We start from the raw sequence: 19925 nt of genomic DNA on the forward strand, positions 1-19925 counted from the left end.
CAGCTTTTATTGTCATATATAAATTGAATCGCTCTAAGCTTTTAATCGAATGCCCCGATGATTCCATTTATAGCTAAGTAATAACTTTTGAGCTTTAGCTGTGACTTTCCATAAGCTATAGGATTGTTCAGTCTGAGTTGGAACAATCCAGCCCTGTGACTGCATTTGCTTTTTGATCCGAAACAATGCTTTATGGTTAATCTGAGCGCAGGCAACAGCATGAGCACGAGGTAACTCCTGACGAGCATCTTCTAAGCCAGCCTGATTTAAATATTCATTTAAACATGTCCCAAAATTCTCTTCTGGTGTAGCTGTTTCAAACTGCTTTGCCAATATGCTTAACAACTGCGACCAAGTCATTTGTCGTTGTCGTTTAAGCTCTTTAAAATTCCCATCCTGAAATGCTTGAATTTGATATTCAAATGCAAAAACATCCTGAGGAGCAACTTCGTTTATTTGAGCTGATGATTCTGCTAATTGTTGTTCTAACTGTAAAATTTTACTTTTTAATAACTTAATTTCATCTTCTAAGTGATGAGCTTGATGAGCAGGGACCCAACCTTGTCCCATATGCTGTTCAACTATTAAAGGCATATTTAAACGGACAGCCAACTCTAGTTCACGTGGAGTTTTAAAGTAAAAAATATGATTCGCATCAAGTAATAACCTTTTTCTAAATGCGAGAAATTTATCTTTAAGCTGTGGATGTGTTTCTTGTAAATGCATATCACGACTTTCGGGCTGCTCGTGCATCAATACAATAATAGGTTTAGCCTGACTTAAGGCATATTCATACTCTAAAGCAAAGTAACTAGCGCCAGAAATAGATTGTTCACCATACTGACTACCTAGCAGCAAAACAACGTAATCACATTCATCAATTTGCCGACGTGCAAGTGTGGTTGTTAGGGGTGTTCGTTGTTCTAATCCCCAAGCAAAGAAACCCATCCCTACCAAGGTTTGAGACAGAACCATCCGCTCTGGCTGCATATCGCGACCTGACGTTGAAATAAAGATCTGATAGCGTGTATCGAGCATAACAATACCCTTATCGCCCCATAATCTAAGATGGCCTAAATAAGCCAAGATTATGAACCGCCCCAAATAAGAAAAAATAAATATAAAAAAGCTTTATACTGAATGCCTACAACAGAGCTCAATTCAGATTGTGTAGCGTCCAAGTTAACTCGTGTGGAATCATATGTTGTAAAACAGGTTGCAGTGCTTCGGCATTATTCCCACTAACGTAGCATTCAATACGTGCAACATTCTGACCTATTTGGTCACATAATAACTCATTTTTTATCAAAATACGGGCTGTTTGTCGGGCAACTGCCAATCCAGAATCAACTAGTGTGAATTGGTTATCAAAAAGGTGATGAATTGCTTGATTTAAGAAAGGATAATGCGTGCAACCGAGCACTAAATAGTCAGCACCTTGATCAGCAGCAGGCTGTAAAACTTCTTTTAATGCCTTTAAACATGCCTCACCCATTTGCTGACCTGCCTCTACACAGGGAACAAGTTCAAGGCTAGTTAAAGTCATCACTTTAACACCTGCCGGAACAGCAAACTTCTCGACCACATCTTTAATGAGTTGCCCTCGAAAAGTAGCAGGCGTTGCCAAGACGGCAACCACTTTAGAACGCGTCTGTAATACGGCAGGTTTTAATGCTGGAACCAATCCAACAATTGGAAAGTGTTCACCATAATGCTCACGCAAATGATCAAGACTAAATGCGGAAGCTGTATTGCAGGCTACAACTGCAATTTTACAGCCTTGACGATATAGCCAATCGACTGCTCGCGCCGTGAGTTCCCTGATTTCTTCATCAGAGCGTGGACCATACGGAACGTAGGCAGTATCGGCATAATACACAATACGTTCATTAGGCAAATATTTAGCAATTTCTGCTGCAACTGACATCCCTCCAATTCCCGAATCAAAAATACCAATTGGGGCATCTGCTGATGCTTTAGGCATAGGTTCTAGCTCGGAAAATAAAGGTTGTATGGCGGTCATAGCTGTACTGAAGTGTCAGAAAATTTCACTCCCTAAAGCTTAAACCTCAAGTGCCTAATTGCAAGAGCAAATTACCACTTTTTAGCTCTAAAATAGTTTCACCTTTATCGTTTTCAATCAGTGTTCCATAGTTCACCAAATGATAGAAAGCTTGACGTTGAATCAGTGCATTAATCCCAAAACGGACATGCACATAAGGACGCAACTCTCCTGCATATTCACGCATAAAAATAGGATGTTCTGCATCAACCAAAATTACATCTTGGTTAGTGGTGGTCAGTTGTAAAAACTGCTCACCTGAAATTTCGACCTGATCTGCCTGATTGACTAATAAAGGTTCATCTTCAACTTCGATTTCAATTTGTTCTACAGGGGTTTTCAGGTAGAATTTGCCTTCTTCTTTCCATAGGACTTTGGTAAACAGATCTAATAGAGCTTGGCGCTTGATTAATTGACCTTCGTGCCACCATTCTCCATTGGATTTCACCGTCAAATCCATTTTGCCGCAATGCTTTGGATGCCACTGCTCTAAAGGTGGAATTGACCTTTTGTGACTTTGCTGTACACCTTTTAAGTATTGTGCAATGTTCATTAAGTTTTTATCATCAGATAACGGTATTTTTCCCATATCCGATGGTGAATTATTTTGATTTACCATAGTTTATGCCTTGCTGACGAAAAAATGTTACGACTCAGCCAATTGGCTAGATCATGGTTTAAAACTATACTAGCCCAAACGATAAAAGGCACAATAGCATATTTGCGCCTATGGATTAAAACACTCACGGCAGCACCGAATTATCTGAATATGACGGTTGCCACCTTTAAGTATTGAGGAGTCCTACATGGAACACATCGAACGTGAATCGATGGAGTTTGACGTTGTCATCGTAGGTGCAGGACCTGCAGGTCTATCTGCTGCGATTAAGATCCGTCAATTAGCGATTGAAAAAAACTTACCCGATCTTTCTGTTTGTGTAGTTGAAAAAGGCTCTGAAGTAGGTGCGCATATCTTGTCTGGTGCTGTGCTTGAGCCACGTGCCATCAATGAACTTTTCCCGAACTGGAAAGATGAAGGCGCGCCTCTTAATGTCCCTGTAACTGAAGACAAAACATTCTTCTTACTTTCAGACACCACTTCTAAAGAAGTACCTCACTGGATGGTTCCTAAAACCATGCACAACGATGGTAACTATGTGATCTCTTTAGGTAACGTAGTTCGCTGGTTAGGTCAAAAAGCTGAAGAACTAGAAGTTTCTATCTTCCCTGGCTTTGCTGCATCTGAAGTGCTTTACCATGAAGATGGTACTGTAAAAGGTATTCAAACAGGCGACATGGGTATTGGTAAAGATGGCGAACCAACGCATAACTTTACTCCAGGCTATGAGCTTCACGCTAAATACACTCTCTTTGCTGAAGGTTGCCGTGGTCACTTAGGCAAACGCCTCATTGCGAAATACAACCTTGATAAAGATGCTGATCCTCAGCACTACGGTATCGGGATTAAAGAGCTTTGGGAAATTGACCCAGCAAAACATAAACCGGGCTTAGTCATGCACGGTGCAGGTTGGCCTTTAGCAGAAACAGCTTCTTCAGGTGGCTGGTGGTTATACCACGCTGAAAACAACCAAGTGACTTTGGGCATGATCGTGGACTTGTCTTATGAAAATCCACACATGTATCCATTTATGGAAATGCAGCGCTGGAAAACTCATCCACTGATTAAACAGTATTTAGAGGGCGGTAAGCGTATTTCTTACGGCGCACGTGCGGTAGTGAAAGGCGGTTTCAACTCATTGCCTAAATTGACTTTCCCGGGCGGTTGCTTGATTGGTGATGACGCAGGTTTCTTAAACTTTGCAAAAATCAAAGGCTCACACACTGCCATGAAATCAGGCATGTTATGTGGTGAAGCTGTATTTGAAGCGATTGCTGCGGGTGTAGAAAAAGGCGGTGATCTTGCGATTGCACGTGTTACTGAAGGCGAAGATTTATTCGTTAAAGAATTAACTTCATACACTGATAAATTTAACAACAGCTGGTTAAAAGAAGAGCTTTATAACTCTCGTAACTTTGGTCCAGCAATGCATAAATTTGGTCAATGGATGGGTGGTGCATTTAACTTTATCGACCAGAATGTCTTTAAAGTGCCATTCACTTTACATGACTTGAAGCAAGACTTTGCTGCATTGAAAACTGTTGATGCAACAAGCTTTAAGCCAAACTATCCAAAACCAGACGGCAAACTTACATTTGACCGTTTATCTTCAGTGTTTATTTCAAACACTGTACATGAAGAAAACCAGCCAGCTCACTTGAAGCTTACTGATCCTTCAATTCCAGTGAATGTGAACTTACCAAAATGGGATGAGCCTGCACAGCGCTATTGCCCTGCTGGTGTTTACGAAATCATGGAAAATGATGATGGTTCTAAACGCTTCCAGATTAACGCAGCGAACTGTGTTCACTGTAAGACCTGTGATATTAAAGACCCATCTCAAAACATCACATGGGTAACGCCTGAAGGCGGCGGTGGTCCGAATTACCCTAACATGTAATTCCTTGCGCCGCTTTAGCCGCGGCTCATATCCTAATATGTAATAAAAAAGCCCCGATTATTCGGGGCTTTTTTATTAGTATTCATTTATTGAAAAGGCGGTATTTTTGCTACGTTTAAATTAAAATTCTTTTTATAGAAAATAAATGTGCCTAATAAAAATAAGCCAAGAAAACCAAAGTTCCGCGCTAAATCGTAGTACCAAACCGATTTACCAAATAATAAATCAAGAATTAACATCAGCCCGAGAAACCTTGTATGCAAGATCAAACTCATCTTTATCTTTGGTTCAGGAGCAAAATATGTATTTCTATAACCGAGTAGAATTGAACCTAAAATAATAAGAATAGATATAATAATGATAGCAACAGTTTCAGATAACCAAGAGATCTCTAAATGTAATAATAAACCAGCAATAGTGAAAAACCAAAGACAGATTAATAAGCTTCGTTTCACAAAATAATCATTCATTTTTATACGTCATTTATATGCTTAATTTTATAAATTATATAACGATTCTTATTTGTAAAAAATTATCATTTCAAATTAAAGTTAAATTATTCATAGCTTCTAATCGTCTTTATTAGAAGCCTTATTATCCTATTAACCTTTCTTCACTAAATAATGAAATTCTTTATGACCATTTTCATCTAAGCGTTCTTCTTGCAACAACAACTCATGTCCTAAATGCATACAAAACTTAGGAATATCCCACGAGGTCGAATTATCTGTTGCGAAGACTTCAACCACATCCCCAGACTTAGATTTGCGGATGGCTTGATGCAACATCATGACAGGTTCCGGACAACGTAAACCACGCGTATTGAGTTGTACAGTAGGTGAAATGGGTTGCTCTGACATAACAAACTCGAACAAATAGAATTTTCACATTTTAGCATAAACAAATTACTGAGCTGTTAACTGTAACTGGCTTTTACATAACAATATACGTTTTGTCTTTTAGCTTGTTTTATAGATGCATAAGCATCTTTTCTTCGGTATGATCTGTGTATTCATTTGATACATTGAGTCTTTAGGAAAGATCATGCAAGAGGAACCAAGTCCGTCGTGGGGAATGCGAGGCTTACGAAAATGGTTAGGTACAGCGCCAGAAACCCGTGATGAATTATTAAAATTAGTCCAAAATTCACGCCGCTTTTTAGAACCAGATACTGTTGCTATGCTTGAAGGCGTTCTTGACCTTCCAGCTACAAAAATTCGTGAAGTCATGACGCCACGAACAGCAATGATCAGTTTGCAAGAAGATGATCAATTACTTGATATTCTTGATGTACTCGTCGAGTCTGCTCACTCACGCTTTCCAGTCTTCTCTGCCGATCAGCCTGACAATGTTGTCGGGATTTTGCTTGCAAAAGATTTGTTGCCGTTTCTAACTGAACCGAATACCAAAGTCGATATTCGAGTTCTTATGCGCCAGCCTTTATTTGTTCCTGAAAGTGCACGTTCCGATCAGGTACTGCGCATGTTAAAACATACTCAGACTCACATTGCGATTGTGATTGATGAATATGGTTCAACAGCCGGTCTTGTTACGCTTGAAGATATTCTTGAAGAGATCGTTGGCGAAATTGAAGATGAGCACGACACGGTCGATGAAGATGCTCAGTATATTGTTCCTGACAATGACCATACGGTAGCAAATGCATGGATGGTGCAAGCACTTACACCAATTGAACATTTCAATACTGTTTTAGATGCTGATTTTTCTGACGATGAAGTAGAAACTGTCGGCGGTTTATTGCTTCAAGAGATTGGTCTAGTAAGTGATTTACAAGGTCAAACTGTTGAGCTTGGAAATTGGTTATTTACAATTGTTGAAGCAGATGCCCGCACTATTCATCTGATTCGAGCTGTACGTCAATGAGAGCATACTTTGAAAAGCTGTTAGATTCTTCGCAACAACAAAAACAGCTTCCTTTAATTTTTCCTTTACTCATTGCTTTATTTTCAGGTGCCGTGTTCAGTTTTTCACTGGCACCTTATTATTGGTGGTGGTTGGCAATTTTATCTCCAGCCCTACTCTATGCAACATTACATAAGCGCTCAGCTAAACAAGCCTTTGCGATTGGTTGGAGCTATGGCTTTGGCTTATGGTTTGTAGGCGCTTTCTGGCTCTATACTTCCATCCATGTATATGGCGATACCAATGCATTTTTAAGCGTATGTATGATCGCTGTTATGGCCCTTGTCATGGGTTTATTTACAGCATTTCAGACATGGGTTTACCGACGATTCTTCCCTGAAACGCCACTTACTTTTGCCCCGCTCTGGATTGTTTTCGAATGGGCAAAAACTTGGGTATTTACAGGTTTCCCATGGTTGTTTGTAGGTTACGCTTTTACTGAACGTTTACTCGATGGTTATGCACCGCTATTTGGTATTTATGCAATTTCCTTCGTCGTCATTGTATTAGCATGTGCTTTAGTTGAAGTTCTGCGTAAACGTATTTTTTGGGTTATCCCTTCTGCCCTATTGGTTTTGGGTGCATGGGGAGCATCGTATATTCAGTTTGTAAAACCTAAAGCTGCTAAACCACTTAGCGTTTCGCTCATTCAAGGTAACATTCCACAAGATTTAAAATGGCTAACCGAATATCAAGTTAGAACATTAGAAATTTATGCTGGTTTGACACAATCTGAATGGGGCCGTGATCTGATTGTATGGCCTGAGTCTTCAATTCCGCTTTTCCAAACCGATATTGAACCGTTTTTGGATGCAATGGATGCACAAGCTAAAAAGAACCATACTGCATGGGTAACTGGAATTCCCTACTGGGATGTTGCAAAATCACATCAAGTTGGTAGCCCGCTGTATTACAACAGTATTATGGCTTCTGGCAGTGATTCAAGTGGACTCTATAAAAAGCAGCGTCTTGTTCCATTTGGTGAATACATCCCTCTTTCAGGTTTACTCTCTTGGGTGTTACCAGCCATGCAAAATGATATTAGCATGAGCGGTTTTACACGTGGTGAGAGTGACCAGAAACCCCTCTTAATTAAAGGGCATGCACTTGCTGCTGCAATTTGTTATGAAGTGGCTTACCCGAATCTGACAAGACGTAATGCAGAAGACAGCGACTTTTTGGTGACTGTATCGAATGATGCTTGGTTTACGGGCACTGCTGGGCCTTGGCAACATTTACAAATGGTGCAGATGCGCGCGAAAGAAAATGGCCGCTGGTTTATTCGTGCAACCAACACAGGTGTAACAGCGTTTATTGATCAAAATGGTCATATCACTGAACAAGCACCAATCGATAAAGAGTTTGTCTTGAGAGGCGATTTACCTGCTATGCAAGGCCAAACTCTTTATAACCGTTTAGGTGATTATCCAATTTTAGGATTCGCGGTCTTACTGCTGATTTTAGGTTGGGTTTATCGTCCGCGTAAAGTTGACGTTTCTTTTAAATCTCGTCGCTAATCTACAATAACTTTGTATCCCAGAGGTACTTCAAACTCTGGGATACAAAGTGCAACGTCACCATCTGCATTATGAAATCCTGTCACTAAACATTCCGACTGGATAGGCCCTATTTGTTTTTTAGGGAAATTTACTACAGCAACGACTAATTTACCCACCAAATCTTGTGGCTGATAAAGCTTTGTAATCTGTGCACTTGATTTACGTACACCTAATTCCTCACCAAAATCCACATGCAAAATATAAGCAGGTTTACGCGCTTTTTCAAAAACATCGGCTTGAATAATTTTACCAACGCGAAGCTCTACTTTTAAAAAATCATTCCACTCGATTTGTTCCATTTCATATTTCCCATATTCTTAAATTACTGATTTGAAGCATATAATATGTACAAATGAAGAAACACCCTGTTTTTAAGTCCAGTTAAAAAATAAAACGTAGATGTTTAGTCTACGTTTTATCTAAAAATTTGTTTTTAAAATATTATTAAAAAGCGATTGATAATTGCAAAGATAAATAAGCAACTAAACTCGATAAAAAGACCATAGGTACATAACGGTAAGCTCTAAAAAGAAATTGCTCATATTGAGTAGATAATTGTTTAGCTTTCCAGACACTCGCTTTTAATGCTGTAAAGAAGCTCACCATTAACCATGCGCTCACAATACTTAATGCGAAGAAACCAATCATAATTTGGCTACTTCCCTCTGTACTCAGCCATAACTTTAATGAAACTTCAGCAATCGGCAACAAACCCAAAATCAATAGGACAGACTTGAGCATTACCCAATGAAACTGCGTCATTTCATCTAATATGAGAAATGCTTTCATTTAATCTCTCCTTTTAATTGAATAAAGTGCTTTTTAATTATTATGCAAAGGTTTTATTTAAATATATAGCTTATTTTTCTCTACATTTTAACTTTCTTGTAACTATTAAATATGGGAATAATTCTTATTATAAATCTCAAACATCCATATTAACTTTAGTTTATATTTTTCAGTTAGTTATTATATTTTACTGATTGATAGAGATTATCAATTCGTATTTATCATTTTATATTTTAACTGAATTGATAATCTCCATTACATTTTAATTAAGGTTGATAATAAATATCTGCATCATTACCTTCACCGCCTTCTTTGCCATCTGCTCCAAATGAGTATAAGTCAAAAGCTCGACCATCTGCCCCAGGAATGACATATTGAATATCGTTTTTCCAACTATCTTTAGGATAACCACCTTTTACATAGCCACCTGGCATCCAGTTCTTCGCTGTAGCTGGCTGATTAACCAAAGCATCTAGCCCACCTTCTTGCATGGTTGGGAAATGGCCATTATCAAGCTTGTACTGATCTAAAGCACCCGCCACACCCTTTAATGCAATTTGAGTCGTATCAATTTTGGCTTTTTCACTACGCCCCATGACATTTGGTACAATTAAAGCTGCTAACACACCTAAAATTACAATCACGACCATGACTTCAATGAGAGTAAAGCCTGAGGCACGTTTCATTCGGGCACCGCTCGAACGTGCCGCAAGTCCGAAAGCTACGCTTGAGGTTTTTTGAGCATCCTTAACGTGCTCTTTTTGTTTCATGACCATCTTCATCATTATCTCTAATATCAAAGTTATTAAATCATATTGTTCATATTTACGATTGGCAGCATAACCGCGATTACAATAACCAGTACAATGCTTGCCATTAAAACCAACATAAGCGGTTCAAGTAATGCCAGTAAGGTTGAAATAAATGTCGTCACCTCACGGTCTTGCATGGTCGATGCTCGTTCTAACATCCTGTCGAGCTCGCCTGATGCCTCTCCACTTCGAATCATTTGTACCATCATTGGTGGGAAATAACCACTGCGCTCCAGTTGCGTACCTAAGTTACCCCCCTCTGTCACTCGCTCAGCTGCTTGTGCAATTGAATCGCGGATGACCCAGTTGTTGGTCACAGCAGCACCAATTTTTAAGGCGTCGACCAAAGGGACACCTGATCGTGTCAAAATAGATAAGGTACTGGCAAATCGTGCAGCATTAATACCACGGGACAGTTTACCGAATAATGGCAATTTGAGTGTTAATCGATCAAAAGCATAATGTCCAGCAGTGGTTTTTAAAAACCGTACGAATGCAACAACACCCACCACTGCAAAAAAAATAATAAATACCCACGCGTGGCGAATAAAATCACTCGCTTTCATTAAAGCGACTGTAATCCACGGTAAAGCATCTTTATTTTGATCAAAAGTTTTTACAATCTCTGGCACAACATAAGTCATTAAACCCATCACAATACCAAAAGACATTAGCATTAAAATAATTGGATAAATCATGGCGCCCTGAACTTTCTTTTGCATGGCAAAGCGGTTTTCGGTGTAATCCGAAAGCTGATCTAAAATGAGATCTAAATGCCCAGAACGCTCGCCAGCAGCCACCGTTGCAATATAAAGGTCAGGGAAACGTCCAGACTGCTGCATACCTTGTGCGAGTGAATGGCCTTCTAAGACTCGAGAACGAACAGATAATAAAAGATTTTGCACATGTGTTTTTTCACTTTGCCTACTTACGGCGCGTAGAGCTTCCTCAAGTGGAATAGCAGCTGCAACTAAAACCGAAAGTTGTCTGGTCATGAGCGCCAAATCATAAGCACTGAACTTTTTTTGGAATAACCCCTGACTCTGATGTTTATCTTTTTGTTCAACAGGGTCAACACTAATGGGAGTCCATGCTTTATCGCGTAATTGTTGGCGAATCTGGCGCGCTGAGTCTCCCTCAAGCACCCCTTTTTGCTGCTTCCCTGAAGCATCAATGGCAGTAAATTGATATGCAGGCATGGTAATGTTCTAATTTTCCAAAAATAATAGTCGCTGCTGTTGCATCTATACTACGCAATCATTCATATTCGTTCTATAGCCTGTGTAGAATACCCAAGTACTCTTCACGACGCTATGCCGTTTTTTAAAATTGACGAAATGAGCCTCTATGACCATAACGCCAAAGCCTGATTCAGTTGTTTATCGTGTGCGTGTAGCCGTACCTGTGCATCTGTACGACACTTTTGACTATACAATCACCCAAGCACAATATGAACGGGCTCACGTAGGCTCACGCGTCGCTATTTCATTTGGACGCCAAAATCTGATTGGCATCATTACTGAAAAAGTTGACCCAAGTGAATCATTTACAGGCACATTTCAGCTTAAAGCCATTTCTGACCTTTTAGATGAAGAACCTATTTTAGATGAACAAGTTTTAAGTTTATTGACATGGTCCGCGCAATATTACCAATTTCCAATTGGTGAGGTCATGCAAACGGCCCTACCCGCGTTATTGCGTCAGGGCAAACCGATGGATGTTTTGTTCCATCTTTGGAAAATCACACCATGTGATAATGTTGAAGCACTTCTTAAACGCTCTGTTAAGCAACAAGACGCGTATCAAATTTTAAAATTACACCCTGCCGGAACTACAGAGAATATTCTTAATTTAAGTGGTGTAGAAACGGCTACGCTTAAAGCACTTCAAAAGAAAGGACTGGTTGACTGTACGCTTGAACCGCACGACTTTAGCCCATCGCCTGTTGAATTGGCACAAATGCCGCTCACGCTAAATGAAGACCAAAAGAAAGCAACCCAGCACGTCGTAAACGCACAGCATCAATACCAAGCCTTTTTATTAGATGGTTTAACAGGAAGTGGTAAAACTGAAGTTTATCTGCACATCATGCACGAAGTGCTAAAGCAAGGTAAGCAAGTACTGGTGTTAGTCCCTGAAATTGGTCTAACCCCTCAAACGATTTCTCGTTTTAAATCACGTTTTAACTGTGATATTGCTCTATTACACTCGGGCTTAAATGACTCCAAACGCTTGCAGGCATGGCAACAGGCCCAGACTGGCAAAGCATCTATTATTTTAGGAACGCGCTCTGCCATCTATACGCCACTGCCACGTTTGGGCCTCATCATCTTAGATGAAGAACATGATCTGTCTTATAAGCAACAAGAAGGCTTCCGCTACCATGCGCGTGATGTCGCTCTTTATCGAGGTCACTTACAAAGCTGCCCTGTTATTTTAGGTTCAGCAACTCCAAGCATAGATAGTTATTATTTGGTCGAAACTGGCAAATTAACCTTACTGCAACTCAACAAACGTGCTGGACATGCACTTTTGCCTAAAATGCATTTGATTGACCTTAAAATTGTCAAAAAACAGCATGGAATTAGCCAGCCCCTTATTGAACAAATCAAACATACATTAGCTAGAAAAGAACAAGTTTTAATCTTTTTAAACCGTCGTGGCTATGCACCTGTACTGGTTTGTGAAAGCTGTGGGTGGCAAGCAAATTGTCCACATTGTGATGCGCATTTTACATTGCACACTCAGCCTTATTCTTATTTACACTGCCACCACTGCGGTACTGTTCATCGCTTGCCCGATCACTGCCCTGAATGCCAGCAAAAAAGCCTAAAAACCTTAGGTGCTGGAACGGCCAAGGTTGAAGAGCACTTACAAGAACTATTTCCAGACTATGATGTGATTCGGGTTGACCGTGACAGTACCAGTCGTGTCGGTAGCTGGCAAAAAATTTATGATCGGATTCATCAAAACAAACCAACAATTTTGCTTGGCACTCAAATGCTGGCAAAAGGTCATCATTTCCCACACGTGACTTTGGTTGCCATTTTAGATATTGATGCGGGGTTACTTAGTGTCGACATCCGTGCGCCAGAACGTACTGCTCAGTTAATTGTACAAGTCGCTGGACGTGCAGGCCGTGGTGAACATAAAGGCCATGTTTATTTACAAACCCTAAGACCAGATCACCCTTTACTCACCACACTCATCGAAAAAGATTATCGGGCGGTTGCTAAACAGACTCTTGCGGAGCGTAAAGTCGCATTGCTGCCGCCTTACCGTTATGCAGTACTGATACGTGCAGAATCCAAAGATCGCGACTACACCTTACATTTCTTAAATGAAGCGGCGGAACAATTACGCCAAATTGCAGGTGAAATTGTTGATATTTGGGGGCCAATTCCAGCCCCTATGGAGCGTAAAGCTGGACGCTACCGCGCCCACATGGTGATTTTATCTGCTGACCGTGCTCGCCTCCATTTTTACTTAAGACAATGGTGGTCACAATTGGTTCATGCACCACGGCAGCATCAACTTCGACTCTCAATTGATGTTGATCCGCAAGAATTTAATTAGATGGCTTGAATATCATGGTGTGAAGAAGCCTTTTTGGCTTTACACTTAAAAGAGACTAATACATTCGAGGCAATGAATGTCATTCTTACTGCAAGCAACAATTTTTCTTGGAGCTTCTCTGATTTTAGTCCCTCTTGGCAAACGCCTAGGGATAGCAACAGTTTTAGGCTATTTATTTACAGGAATACTTCTAGGTCCTAGTGTTTTAAATATTGCACATGACCCTGAAGCGATTATGGAACTTGCCGAATTTGGCGTTATCTTATTAATGTTCCTGATTGGTTTAGAGTTGCGCCCCCAACGTTTGTGGGAAATGCGTGACTCTATTTTTGTAATGGGAAGTCTGCAAGTCCTCATTAGTGGGGCCATTCTTATGCTGATCGTACTGTTACTCTTTCAACAGCAGCTTTCTGTCAGCTTTGTCATTGGTTCTGCCCTTGCGCTGTCTTCCACCGCTTTTGTATTACAACTTCTGACCGAAAAGCAGCAACTCAATACGACTTATGGTCAGCAGTCTTTTTCCATTTTACTTTTCCAAGATATAGCGGCTATTCCTTTACTTGCCATTATTCCATTATTGGCAGGAACAGAATCAACCCATCATGGGGTAGCTTATTTTGCGGCTATCATTGCAACCTTTACTGGTCTATTTCTGTTTAGTCGCTATGTGATGCGTCCATTCTTCCGCTTTGTTGCCAAAAGTGGAGCGACTGAACTTATTACAGCAGTAGGATTATTTATTATTCTTGCTGTTGTCTTGCTTATGGACACTTTAGGAATTAGCACCACATTAGGTGCATTCCTCACAGGTGTATTATTAGCAGATTCAGAATTTCGCCACGAAGTTGAAGCGAGTATTGCACCATTTAAAGGTTTATTGCTTGGCTTATTCTTTATGACCGTTGGCATGACCACACAGCTGTCACTGCTCATTGAAATGCCTTTGCTTATTATTGGTGGTGCAGTCAGTTTATTACTCATCAAAACGCTGATATTGACCGCTATTGCCCGCTATAAAAAATACAGTTGGAATAACAGCTTGCTTTTAGGTACTTGCTTGGCACAAGGCGGAGAATTTGCTTTTGTAATTTTGAGTCTTGCCAAAAGTGAGAAGGTTTTAACTCAAGCTATATTAGAACCCGTGACTCTGATCGTGACGTTGTCGATGGTACTTACACCAGTAATTTACTGGATCATGGCAACTCAGGTCATTCCTCTGTTTAATAAAGAACGTCCTCCCGAGTATGATGAAATTCCTCAGCAGGATAACCCGATTATCATTGCCGGCTTTGGTCGGTTTGGACAAATCATCGCGCGTATTGCTCGCCTACAACATTTAGGCTTTACTGCAATCGACAACAATCTTCATCAAGTGGACTTTGTTCGCCGATACGGCGGTAAGCTCTATTATGGCGATGTGACCCAGCCCGATTTACTGCGTTCTGCTGGTATTGAAAAAGCCAAAGTATTTATTTTAGCAATCGATGATGTTGAAGACTCTATGAATGTCGCACGTCATCTTAGATTAAATTATCCAAACTTAAAGCTGTTGGCTCGTGCTCGTGACCGCCACCATGTCCACCTTTTAAGAGATTTAGGCGTGGAATACATTTGGCGTGAAACGTATCTATCTTCATTAGGTATGGCTTACCGCGCTTTGCGAGAACTCGGTATCTCTGATGAACAAGCGTATAACAATATCGAAATCTTTCGGGATTATGATGAGAAATTGCTTATACAGCAGCAAAGTATTTATACAGACGAACAGAAGATCTTTGAAACACATCGTAATGCCTTAGCCGAGCTTGAACATTTGTTTGAAAGTGATGCGCAGCAACAGGCTACATCAAAACATGATGTTAATTTAAAGCGTCATTTACAACCAAATCGCATCGACATTACAAGAGATCATCTAGAATAACTTGAGATTTCAGAAAATGGCTATATTAAGGACTTATTCACATTGCCTAAATAATTGGACAATGGGCACAAAGCTGCCCCCTGTCCGGCTTGCGGCTTCGCTGCATTTCCTAAGCTTGATTAAAACGAAATAGTTATACTCTGCTTAGGGCCCTGGAGAATATTATGTCTGATTTACGCCAACGCTTTTATATAGAGAACTTTCCAGTACGTGGAGAAGTAGTTCATCTTGAAGAAGCCCTACAAACCATCTTAGCTCAACGTGACTATATGCCTGCTGTTAAAATTCTGCTAGGTGAAATGTTGAGTGCGACTGCATTACTTGCAAGTACACTAAAAATCAAAGGCCGTATCAGCTTGCAAATCCAGGCTAGCGGCACCTTCAAATGGGCGATGGCTGAATGTAATCATTTAGGAGAGGTTCGTGCTTTAGCGGACTATGAAACTGATCCTCGCTTTGTGGAAGCAACAGACAGCAGCACAGTTCTTGGTGCCCTAGTTAATCCTGTTTTATTTATTAATATTGAACCGGAATTTGGCGAACGTTATCAAGGGATCGTGCCGCTTGATCAAGTAAATTTAGCAGGCTGCTTGATGCAGTATTACGATTTATCTGCACAAATTCCAACTCGTATTGTGTTGGCAAGTACAGATAAGCGTTCTGGCGGTTTACTGATTCAACTCTTACCACGTCATGATGAAGAAGAGCAAAACTTGGTCGATGAAGATTTATGGCCACGTTTGACAATGTTGACCGAAACATTAAAAGCTGAAGAGCTTACCAATTTAGATGCAAATGAAATCCTGTATCGTTTATATAACGAAGAAGAAGTTCGTTTACCAGAAATTGAAGCATTAAAATTTGGCTGTACATGTTCAAAAGAACGCTGTGCAAATGCCCTGATTCAAATTGGTGTAGACGCTGTTCATGAAACCCTAGAACATCAGAACCCGATTCGTATGGACTGTCAGTTCTGTAATACGCAATATACCTTTACCGCTGAAGAGGCTTTAGCGTTATTTGGTGAACATTTAAGTTAATCTTTTAACTTTATAAAAAGGCGGTTATACCGCCTTTTTTATTTACCTGCATTTTTTGATGATAATTTTCAACATGTTAATTCAAATAGGATAATATAAGGCTACTTTATAGCCTAATAAATAAGATGCCTAAATACCATGAATTATTTTGATTATTTTCTCTTTATTTTTAGCGTAGTTATCATGATTGCGACCCCTGGCCCTGTCATGATTTTAGTTGCAAGCGCTGGACTTAAAGGGGGCTATAAAAAAGCACTGGAAACCATTTTTGGTACAAACCTAGCATCCCTTGTTTTAATTTTTATTTCAGTACTGGTTTTAAAAGGAGTACTGAGTGTTAATGATAGTTACCTCAATATCATTCGTATTTTAGGCTGCCTATATATTGGCTATCTGGGGTTAAGTATTCTTAAAGAAGTGATTCAGGCACCTCACCCAGAAGCGATACAAACAGTTTCAGCACAAAATGGTGGCTTTAAAAAAGGTTTTCTTGTCGGTATTTCAAACCCAAAAGATATTATCTTTTTCTCGGCTTTCTTTCCGCAATTTGTCTCTATTACCCCTCAGTTAAATTTAAGTTTAACCCTACTTACGCTGACATGGATTGTTTTAGACTTCCTCACCCTATCTTTGGTTTATATCTTTTTCCGCCGCCTTTCTAACAGTCATTTATATCCAAAAATATTAGGCCTCTGCGGTTTATTACTTTTACTGATTGCTCTTTACGGCTTGTATCAAAGTTTTATCTAACTTATTAGAGGTATAGTCTAATTTTGCTATACCTCCTTACGTTCCGCTGGATTTCGTAATAGAACAACTCTTATACAATCTAGCTTATTGAAAACTCTAAAAATCGTTTCATAATGAAATAAACAACACCATCGTGATAAAACATTATGGCAAAAAATTATTATGAAGAATTAGGGGTTACACGCAAAGCCTCTGCTGATGAAATTAAAAAAGCTTATCGAAAATTAGCCCGCAAATATCATCCAGACATCAGCAAAGAAAAAGATGCAGAGGAAAAGATGCAGGCCATTAATGTTGCCTACGACACATTAAGCAATGCAGAAAAAAAAGCCGAATATGACCAAATGTTAGATCATCCTCAAGGTTTTAATAACTTTGGTCAGGGTGCTGCACAAGGTGGTTTTGATGGAGCACAGTTTTATCGTCAAGGTTTTACAGGCGGTGAACAAGCAGACTTTAGCGGTTTTGAAGATTTATTTGGTCGCTTTGGTGCAGGCTTTGGCGGTGGGCAACAACAATATCAAAGACAACAACGTAGTTATCGCGGTGAAGATCAACATGCCAGCATAGAGGTTGATCTTGATATTGCCTATCATGGTTCAACACAGCAAATTACTTTGCAAATTCCAACCATAAACGCTTATGGCGAACCTGAAGTTCAACGCAAAACCTTGCAGGTGAAAATACCAAAAGGCATGAAAGAAGGTCAACAAATTCGCTTAAGTGGACAAGGCCAAAGCGGGATTAATGACGGTGCCAACGGCGATCTTTATATTGAAATCCAGTATAAAGATACAGACCGTGTTCATGTTGAAGGCAGTGACGTATATCTGACCGTAGATGTAGCTCCTTGGGAAGCGGCACTAGGTCAAGGTATTGAAGTAAAAACTCCAGCAGGATCCTTACATGTCAATTTACCTAAAAATGCCAAACAAGGACAACAGCTACGCTTAAAAGACAAAGGGATACCAAATAAAACGCCAGGCCATCTTTATTTAATTTTAAATATTGTATTCCCCCCAGCAAATTCTGAAAAAGAAAAAGAAGCGTATCAGCAACTGGCAGAAGCCTTTGCTTCATTCGAACCTCGTTCATCTCATTAGGGAGCAAGATCATGACAACCATTCACTATCGAGAAATTGTATATGACGGCCATACCTTTAGTGCAGAGGTCGTTGATGAACAATCGACATTTGATTTACAACAGTTTGCCCAAGCTTGCGGCCAAAGTCCTGACTGGATTCTTCAGCTCATTGAATATGATATTTTATCAGTCGAGAACACACCTGAAGCACACCAGTTTATGGGTGAAGATGTCGCACGTGCACGTAAAGCGTATCGTCTGCAACGTGACTTTGACGCAAGTTTGGCAGCAGTTGCTGTAATGTTAGATTTGATTGATGAAGTGCAACAACTTAGAAAACAGTTGAAGCATTTTCATTAGATTAGATAGTGACGACGGAGTCCTACTGGCACTCACTATCTATTTCATCAGCCAATTACGTTACTTTTGTTTTGGCATGAGTAGCGAAGCTACGCAAGGCCAAAACCAGAGATATTGAAGTGCGTACTAAGATCAAATTTATATTTGAACACAAGCTACGCACTTCGTTTGTCTTGCGCTCGAAGCAAACGATGTTTGCTTTTTCTCGCTCAGGTTGTGGATGACGCTTAGCTCAAGCAAATTTGGAAAAAATTCAATAAAAATTGAAGAATTATTTCAACCGAGTAATCTTTTCCACTTCCTTCAAAGTCTGCTTAATCGGTTCATATTCCAGAAACCAAAACAAATTCATTCGATCTTGGCGATGCTGTTGAGCTAGTAAGTCGATAACACTTTTTTCACCGCGCCCCACCAAATGTTGTCGATAAAAATAGTACAGTAACAAAACAGTACTTAGCAGCATAACACCGAGCATAATCCAGAAACCTACCGGTGATTTAAGCCCTGGAATAAACTCAAAGTTCATTCCATAAATACCGGTTAAAAGCGTAAGCGGTGCAAATACAGCAGTAATAATGGCAAGAATACGCATATTCTCATTGGTCTGGTTGGCAATTGCTGAGAAGTGCAAATCAATCGCCGACTGAATGGCGCTACGTAAACGCAAAGTATGTTTTTGAATACGTTCGACATGACTCATTAAATCATTCAAACGAACTAATAAAAGATCTTGAGAACTATGCGTCTTCTCACCAATAACATGATGATAGTTTTCTACAATTTCATCACGAAACTCTTGTAAGGTTTCGATTTGTTCTTCGCATAGATTTTCGACCTGCTGAAAGGCCATATTTTCATGAAACAGTTGATGCCACTGCTTAAAACGCCGATTCCCTTGCAACAATTGTTGTTGCCAATGCTCAACTCTTCTAGTTAAAGGTGAACGGATATCAAGGTAGCCATCCACCATGCTATTCAGCAGACGTAAACATAAATCTACAGGTGAATTAGGCAGCTTACGGGTTTTGTTTTGTTCTTCCAAAGTTTTACATAAAATATTTTCGAGACGTTGAATATAGTTTTCAATCGACTTATTGCCTTGCTCACGAACACTAATCAGAACTTTAGGGGTAAAAATAAAGCTAATCGGCGTGGTTGCTAGACCAAATACACTCTCATGGGATTCCCCATTTTTAATTTCATCATCAGGTGTAACGAGCTTTCTAAAAATAAGCAGGTCGTATTCTTCAAGCGTATCAAATGCACAAGGATGCTCAATATTCGCAATATCCCGCATATGAAATTCATTGATAACCACGTCTGAAAGCTGCTGAATCGTTTGTTGCCATTCTTCGTTATGGTTCACCACATCCGTTCTGACACTATCAATCCAGAAAAACTCCATAATGTGTTCATTATGCTGCTCACGGCTTAAAAAGACATAGCCGTCAGCGTGATGGCGATAAAAGTAATAAACCTGCATACCACAATGATCTGTTTTTGTATTACTTGCATCATGCCATAAAAAAA

At 39.9% G+C, this 19925-nt stretch carries 19 protein-coding genes; 9 read left to right on the top strand and 10 right to left on the bottom strand.

Annotated features, from left to right (window positions below; all coding sequences use genetic code 11):
- Positions 1–33 precede the first annotated feature (33 nt).
- The 3 genes from ACYU0V_RS16465 to ACYU0V_RS16475 form a co-directional block, all read right to left on the bottom strand.
- A complete protein-coding gene (locus tag ACYU0V_RS16465) occupies positions 34–1038 on the bottom strand; it encodes a DUF4062 domain-containing protein (protein WP_461849962.1) in 1005 nt (334 codons plus the stop codon).
- A 118-nt stretch (positions 1039–1156) separates the two neighbouring features.
- A complete protein-coding gene (murI, locus tag ACYU0V_RS16470) occupies positions 1157–2023 on the bottom strand; it encodes a glutamate racemase (protein ID WP_461848283.1) in 867 nt (288 codons plus the stop codon).
- Between the two features lie 46 nt (positions 2024–2069).
- On the bottom strand, positions 2070–2681 hold the full coding sequence (locus ACYU0V_RS16475) for a DUF1285 domain-containing protein (protein WP_002114653.1): 612 nt from the start codon (positions 2679–2681) through the stop codon (positions 2070–2072).
- Between the two features lie 187 nt (positions 2682–2868).
- Here ACYU0V_RS16475 and ACYU0V_RS16480 point away from each other — a divergent pair, with 187 nt between their 5' ends.
- Entirely contained in the window at positions 2869–4581 is a 1713-nt protein-coding gene (locus ACYU0V_RS16480; protein WP_005804177.1) for an electron transfer flavoprotein-ubiquinone oxidoreductase, read from the top strand.
- Positions 4582–4667: 86 nt separating this feature from the next.
- Here ACYU0V_RS16480 and ACYU0V_RS16485 read toward each other — a convergent pair whose 3' ends face one another.
- Both ACYU0V_RS16485 and tusA read right to left on the bottom strand, forming a co-directional pair.
- A complete protein-coding gene (locus ACYU0V_RS16485) occupies positions 4668–5051 on the bottom strand; it encodes a hypothetical protein (protein ID WP_461848284.1) in 384 nt (127 codons plus the stop codon).
- Between the two features lie 132 nt (positions 5052–5183).
- Positions 5184–5441: a sulfurtransferase TusA gene (gene tusA, locus ACYU0V_RS16490; protein WP_002053527.1), complete on the bottom strand. Its 258-nt coding sequence runs from the start codon at positions 5439–5441 to the stop codon at positions 5184–5186.
- Positions 5442–5625: 184 nt separating this feature from the next.
- Between tusA and ACYU0V_RS16495 the strand changes: the two genes are divergently transcribed.
- Positions 5626–6465: an HlyC/CorC family transporter gene (locus ACYU0V_RS16495; protein WP_002114976.1), complete on the top strand. Its 840-nt coding sequence runs from the start codon at positions 5626–5628 to the stop codon at positions 6463–6465.
- Entirely contained in the window at positions 6462–8021 is a 1560-nt protein-coding gene (lnt, locus tag ACYU0V_RS16500) for an apolipoprotein N-acyltransferase (RefSeq protein WP_014208253.1), read from the top strand. The genes ACYU0V_RS16495 and lnt overlap by 4 nt, the downstream gene beginning before the upstream one ends.
- On the opposite strand, the gene ACYU0V_RS16505 is transcribed toward lnt, so the two are convergent.
- From ACYU0V_RS16505 to gspF, 4 genes are all read right to left on the bottom strand, one after another.
- Entirely contained in the window at positions 8018–8362 is a 345-nt protein-coding gene (locus ACYU0V_RS16505; protein WP_461848286.1) for a tRNA-binding protein, read from the bottom strand. The two genes, lnt and ACYU0V_RS16505, sit on opposite strands and share 4 nt — an antisense overlap.
- Positions 8363–8507: 145 nt before the next feature.
- Positions 8508–8852, bottom strand: a complete 345-nt coding sequence (locus tag ACYU0V_RS16510; protein WP_372550602.1) for a hypothetical protein — start codon at positions 8850–8852, stop codon at positions 8508–8510.
- 266 nt (positions 8853–9118) lie between these two features.
- Positions 9119–9634, bottom strand: coding sequence for a type II secretion system major pseudopilin GspG (gene gspG, locus ACYU0V_RS16515; protein ID WP_017385392.1), 516 nt, complete (start codon positions 9632–9634; stop codon positions 9119–9121).
- 23 nt (positions 9635–9657) lie between these two features.
- Complete coding sequence (gene gspF, locus ACYU0V_RS16520) at positions 9658–10863, bottom strand: type II secretion system inner membrane protein GspF (RefSeq protein WP_017481971.1); 1206 nt, start codon at positions 10861–10863, stop codon at positions 9658–9660.
- Positions 10864–11011: 148 nt separating this feature from the next.
- Between gspF and ACYU0V_RS16525 the strand changes: the two genes are divergently transcribed.
- The 6 genes from ACYU0V_RS16525 to ACYU0V_RS16550 all read left to right on the top strand — a co-directional run bounded on the left by ACYU0V_RS16525 (position 11012) and on the right by ACYU0V_RS16550 (position 18395).
- On the top strand, positions 11012–13240 hold the full coding sequence (locus ACYU0V_RS16525; protein WP_461848289.1) for a primosomal protein N': 2229 nt from the start codon (positions 11012–11014) through the stop codon (positions 13238–13240).
- 76 nt (positions 13241–13316) lie between these two features.
- Positions 13317–15161 (top strand): monovalent cation:proton antiporter-2 (CPA2) family protein, encoded by a 1845-nt coding sequence (locus tag ACYU0V_RS16530; protein ID WP_461848290.1) that lies wholly within the window; start codon positions 13317–13319, stop codon positions 15159–15161.
- Between the two features lie 164 nt (positions 15162–15325).
- On the top strand, positions 15326–16201 hold the full coding sequence (gene hslO / locus ACYU0V_RS16535) for an Hsp33 family molecular chaperone HslO (RefSeq protein WP_005079292.1): 876 nt from the start codon (positions 15326–15328) through the stop codon (positions 16199–16201).
- Positions 16202–16339: 138 nt separating this feature from the next.
- Entirely contained in the window at positions 16340–16951 is a 612-nt protein-coding gene (locus ACYU0V_RS16540) for a LysE family translocator (RefSeq protein ID WP_005079293.1), read from the top strand.
- 146 nt (positions 16952–17097) lie between these two features.
- Positions 17098–18054, top strand: coding sequence for a DnaJ C-terminal domain-containing protein (locus ACYU0V_RS16545; protein ID WP_461848293.1), 957 nt, complete (start codon positions 17098–17100; stop codon positions 18052–18054).
- Between the two features lie 11 nt (positions 18055–18065).
- The gene (locus ACYU0V_RS16550) at positions 18066–18395 is read left to right on the top strand and encodes a chaperone modulator CbpM (protein ID WP_002114963.1); all 330 of its coding nucleotides are present in this window, start codon (positions 18066–18068) and stop codon (positions 18393–18395) included.
- A gap of 271 nt (positions 18396–18666) precedes the next feature.
- Here the strand turns inward: ACYU0V_RS16550 and ACYU0V_RS16555 are convergent, their stop codons facing one another.
- A complete protein-coding gene (locus ACYU0V_RS16555; RefSeq protein WP_202745011.1) occupies positions 18667–19878 on the bottom strand; it encodes a magnesium transporter CorA family protein in 1212 nt (403 codons plus the stop codon).
- Positions 19879–19925: the final 47 nt, after the last annotated feature.

The organism is Acinetobacter sp. X9 (assembly GCF_054889255.1).

What these genes read in the sequence shown, in the direction of transcription:
- ACYU0V_RS16495 (WP_002114976.1), top strand. Translation starts at nt 5,626, where the DNA reads ATGCAAGAGGAACCAAGTCCGTCGTGGGGAATGCGAGGCTTACGAAAA.
- tusA (WP_002053527.1), bottom strand. Translation starts at nt 5,441, where the DNA reads ATGTCAGAGCAACCCATTTCACCTACTGTACAACTCAATACGCGTGGT.
- lnt (WP_014208253.1), top strand. Translation starts at nt 6,462, where the DNA reads ATGAGAGCATACTTTGAAAAGCTGTTAGATTCTTCGCAACAACAAAAA.
- hslO (WP_005079292.1), top strand. Translation starts at nt 15,326, where the DNA reads ATGTCTGATTTACGCCAACGCTTTTATATAGAGAACTTTCCAGTACGT.
- ACYU0V_RS16485 (WP_461848284.1), bottom strand. Translation starts at nt 5,051, where the DNA reads ATGAATGATTATTTTGTGAAACGAAGCTTATTAATCTGTCTTTGGTTT.
- ACYU0V_RS16540 (WP_005079293.1), top strand. Translation starts at nt 16,340, where the DNA reads ATGAATTATTTTGATTATTTTCTCTTTATTTTTAGCGTAGTTATCATG.
- ACYU0V_RS16530 (WP_461848290.1), top strand. Translation starts at nt 13,317, where the DNA reads ATGTCATTCTTACTGCAAGCAACAATTTTTCTTGGAGCTTCTCTGATT.
- ACYU0V_RS16465 (WP_461849962.1), bottom strand. Translation starts at nt 1,038, where the DNA reads ATGCTCGATACACGCTATCAGATCTTTATTTCAACGTCAGGTCGCGAT.
- gspF (WP_017481971.1), bottom strand. Translation starts at nt 10,863, where the DNA reads ATGCCTGCATATCAATTTACTGCCATTGATGCTTCAGGGAAGCAGCAA.
- ACYU0V_RS16480 (WP_005804177.1), top strand. Translation starts at nt 2,869, where the DNA reads ATGGAACACATCGAACGTGAATCGATGGAGTTTGACGTTGTCATCGTA.
- ACYU0V_RS16555 (WP_202745011.1), bottom strand. Translation starts at nt 19,878, where the DNA reads ATGCAGGTTTATTACTTTTATCGCCATCACGCTGACGGCTATGTCTTT.
- ACYU0V_RS16510 (WP_372550602.1), bottom strand. Translation starts at nt 8,852, where the DNA reads ATGAAAGCATTTCTCATATTAGATGAAATGACGCAGTTTCATTGGGTA.
- ACYU0V_RS16525 (WP_461848289.1), top strand. Translation starts at nt 11,012, where the DNA reads ATGACCATAACGCCAAAGCCTGATTCAGTTGTTTATCGTGTGCGTGTA.
- ACYU0V_RS16505 (WP_461848286.1), bottom strand. Translation starts at nt 8,362, where the DNA reads ATGGAACAAATCGAGTGGAATGATTTTTTAAAAGTAGAGCTTCGCGTT.
- gspG (WP_017385392.1), bottom strand. Translation starts at nt 9,634, where the DNA reads ATGAAGATGGTCATGAAACAAAAAGAGCACGTTAAGGATGCTCAAAAA.
- murI (WP_461848283.1), bottom strand. Translation starts at nt 2,023, where the DNA reads ATGACCGCCATACAACCTTTATTTTCCGAGCTAGAACCTATGCCTAAA.
- ACYU0V_RS16550 (WP_002114963.1), top strand. Translation starts at nt 18,066, where the DNA reads ATGACAACCATTCACTATCGAGAAATTGTATATGACGGCCATACCTTT.
- ACYU0V_RS16475 (WP_002114653.1), bottom strand. Translation starts at nt 2,681, where the DNA reads ATGGTAAATCAAAATAATTCACCATCGGATATGGGAAAAATACCGTTA.
- ACYU0V_RS16545 (WP_461848293.1), top strand. Translation starts at nt 17,098, where the DNA reads ATGGCAAAAAATTATTATGAAGAATTAGGGGTTACACGCAAAGCCTCT.